The 2,960-nt window shown below is 61.7% G+C and carries 3 protein-coding genes; all 3 read left to right on the top strand.

Going from position 1 to position 2,960, the window contains the following annotated elements; all coding sequences use genetic code 11:
* Positions 1-286 precede the first annotated feature (286 nt).
* The 3 genes from DW037_RS06285 (at position 287) to DW037_RS06275 (ending at position 2,952) form a co-directional block, all read left to right on the top strand.
* Complete coding sequence (locus tag DW037_RS06285) at positions 287-1,018, top strand: hypothetical protein (RefSeq protein WP_117629945.1); 732 nt, start codon at positions 287-289, stop codon at positions 1,016-1,018.
* Between the two features lie 176 nt (positions 1,019-1,194).
* Positions 1,195-1,866: a response regulator transcription factor gene (locus DW037_RS06280; protein ID WP_118373012.1), complete on the top strand. Its 672-nt coding sequence runs from the start codon at positions 1,195-1,197 to the stop codon at positions 1,864-1,866.
* A gap of 9 nt (positions 1,867-1,875) precedes the next feature.
* The gene (locus DW037_RS06275) at positions 1,876-2,952 is read left to right on the top strand and encodes a sensor histidine kinase (protein ID WP_118373011.1); all 1,077 of its coding nucleotides are present in this window, start codon (positions 1,876-1,878) and stop codon (positions 2,950-2,952) included.
* Positions 2,953-2,960 lie beyond the last annotated feature (8 nt).

The following is a 2,960-nucleotide window of genomic DNA, read 5'->3' as shown; positions in this document are numbered from 1 at the left end:
TGGTCTCCGGGGCCCCCCGCCACTTCCGCCATTAAGTAGGGAGGTGGCGCTGCGGCTTGCCCAGCCACCGCACCTTGCCGTTCATTCGTCGCTCGCGTACCCAAGTACGCGTCGCTCCTCTTTCACGGCAATCTGCGGCACCTGGGCAACCCTCGCCGACCTGTTAGGTTGACTGGGGAGGATGGGATGTTATCTCGTCCCTTGGACTGGCCTCGCTTCTAAAATAATCTCTGCAAAAGACGGCCGCTCCGTTTGGAGGGCCGTCTTTTTGGTATAAGAGGACGGAATGACTAACACGAAAGGTATGACCATGCCCCAGATTGATGATGCCGAGCTGTTTGGCAATGCCGAGGATCAGCGTGCGTACGAGGACTTTTGCGCCAATCAGGAGGCGGTCGAGAAGTTTACGCTCGACAAGCCCGCGCTTATCTGCCGTTGGCGCATGTCCAACAAAAAGGTGCCCATGCTCAACCGCCACATCCGTGCGCTATCCGAGCGCCTGGTGCAGGGCGAGCCGCTTACCCATAACATGCTCAGCTGGGCCAAGCAGCACGTTGAGTGGTCGCTTGCCGAAGGCGACTACACCGCACGCGACGGCGTGCTCATGCTGGTGATCGACATCAACGGCAACGCCGCCATGACGGTGGGGGAGTACGAGCCGCTCGCCGATACGTCGGCCAAGGCGCTGCGTGCCCGCTCTGCCGAGGCCCGCTCCGAGGCTGACGAAACTGGTGTGGCGCCCGAGCTGCTCGCCGCCGTCAACAACGGCGAGCTCGCCTTTGTGGCGCCGGCGGACGAGTTCCTGTGCGGCACGGCGACGCTCATCGAGCAGCTGGCCCAGACCAAGGGCATCTCGGTCACGCGCGTAGACATTCCCGCGCAGCTCAAGGGCGCTTTGTTTCTGGTGAGCGACGAGCACGGCGTGGTTCCCGCTGCCGATGCCGACGCCGCCGAGTCCGATGCAGCGACGGTCGCCTTTTTTGCCGACGGCTACGAAAAGCTCCGCGCCCGCCGCTAAATGATTTTTCTGGGACGGGGATTTTATAATCATTTGATCCCCGCACCCGTTGCGAGCGAGGGCGAGTCGGACCTTTCGTTCGCGAACAGTTCTGTCACCTTGTTGCCGCGCGAGGCGCGTGCCGGCGACTTCGCGGCGATAATGGCTGTAAGGCAACTAAGAGGGGAACGGAATCCATGGCGCTGATCTATATCGTTGAGGACGACGAGCCCATTCGTCGTGAGCTTGCCGACATCCTTGCCCGTGCCGGTTTTGAGGTCGAGGCCTGCGAATCGTTCGAGCATGTCTCGCGTGACATCCTGGCCGCTGCACCCGACTTGGTACTGCTCGACCTGACGCTTCCCGTCAAAGACGGCCAGCATATCTGCCACGAAGTCCGCCGCGAATCCGAGGTTCCCATCATCGTCCTCACGTCGCGCACGACCGAGATCGACGAGGTCATGGCCATGACGCTCGGCGCGGACGACTTCGTTCCCAAGCCCTATAGCGCGCGCGTGCTCGTGGCGCGCATCAATGCCTTGCTGCGTCGCACCGCGGCGGCGGGCGAGCGCAGCACGCTCGTCCACAAGGGGCTGGAGCTCGACCTCGCCCGTTCTATGGTCACCAACACGGCGACCGGCGACAGCACCGAGCTCACCAAAAACGAGCTGCGTATCCTCTCGCTGCTCCTGAGCCGCGCGGGCAAGATCGTCTCGCGCTCGGCCATCATGCAGGACCTGTGGGACTCCGACGCCTTCGTGGACGACAATACGCTCACCGTCAACATCAACCGCCTGCGCACCACGCTCGAAAAAATCGGCATCAAGGGGTATTTGACCACGCATCGCGGCCAAGGCTATTCGGTCTAGGGGCCGGCTATGTCGTTTGGCAAGTTCTTTAAAGATGCGCTGCTTCCCGTCGCCGTGTGGACGTGCGGCGTGCTGCTGAGCTGCTTTGTGCTGACGGTCGCCGGCGCACCCGTTTCTATCGTGGTCGTGGCGGTCGGCGTATCCTTTATCTTTGGCATGCTCGGCATCGTGATCGAGTACGCGCGCCGTCGTCGATTTTTGCACCAGCTGGAGCGCGCGGCCGAGGAGCTGGAAAGCCCTGCGTGGGTGCAGGAGATGGTGCAGTGTCCGACCTATGCCGAGGGCGAGCTCGAATACGAAGTCCTGCGCCGCGTGGGCAAGGCGGCTTGCGATGAGGTAGCGGAAGGGCGACGTCAAACCGACGACTATCGCGACTATATCGAAAGCTGGGTCCACGAGGCCAAGTTGCCCCTGGCGGCGGCCCATCTGATTCTTGAAAACCTAGACGGCAGCGAAGACGACCTGTCGCGTGTGGATGACCTGGGTCGCGAGCTGGCTCGCGTTGAGCGCTATATCGACCAGGCACTGTACTATGCGCGCTCGGAAGTCGTGGAGCGCGATTACCTGATTCGCCGCTGGGATCTCAAGACCTTGGTGACGGGTGCGATTAAGGCCAACGCGCGCGAACTCATTGCAGCGCACGTGGCTCCGGTGTGCGAAAACCTCGACTTCGAGGTCTTTACCGACGAGAAGTGGCTGGAGTTCATCTTAGGTCAGCTCATCCAGAACAGCATTAAATATGCGCGCGAGGACGGCGCGAAGATCGTGTTTTCGGGCGCGTTGCTGGATGAGGGCCTGGCGAGTGAGCGCATTGAGCTTACCGTTGCCGACAACGGTTGTGGCGTGAGCGCGGCCGACCTGCCGCGCGTGTTCGAGAAGGGCTTTACCGGCGACAACGGCCGCACCACCAAGCGCGCAACGGGCATCGGCCTCTACCTGGTGGCGCGCCTATGCTCCAAGATGGGCATCGACGTCACGGCGGCATCCGACTCCGGCGAAGGCTTTGTCGTAACGTTCGCGTTTTCAACGAATAAGTTCCAATATTTCGGAGGCTTCGGTAGTTTGTGTGACAAGGGGCTAGCCTAGGCAGCAAC

The sequence above is a fragment of the Collinsella sp. AF39-11AT genome, assembly GCF_003474585.1.
Lineage (GTDB): Bacteria > Actinomycetota > Coriobacteriia > Coriobacteriales > Coriobacteriaceae > Collinsella.
Note: the sequence above shows the minus strand (reverse complement) of the source record. Positions and strands in the feature narration are given on the sequence as shown.

Bases quoted from the DNA above. Each gene is read 5' to 3' on its own strand.
- DW037_RS06275 (WP_118373011.1), top strand. From the start codon at position 1,876: ATGTCGTTTGGCAAGTTCTTTAAAGATGCGCTGCTTCCCGTCGCCGTG.
- DW037_RS06280 (WP_118373012.1), top strand. From the start codon at position 1,195: ATGGCGCTGATCTATATCGTTGAGGACGACGAGCCCATTCGTCGTGAG.
- DW037_RS06285 (WP_117629945.1), top strand. From the start codon at position 287: ATGACTAACACGAAAGGTATGACCATGCCCCAGATTGATGATGCCGAG.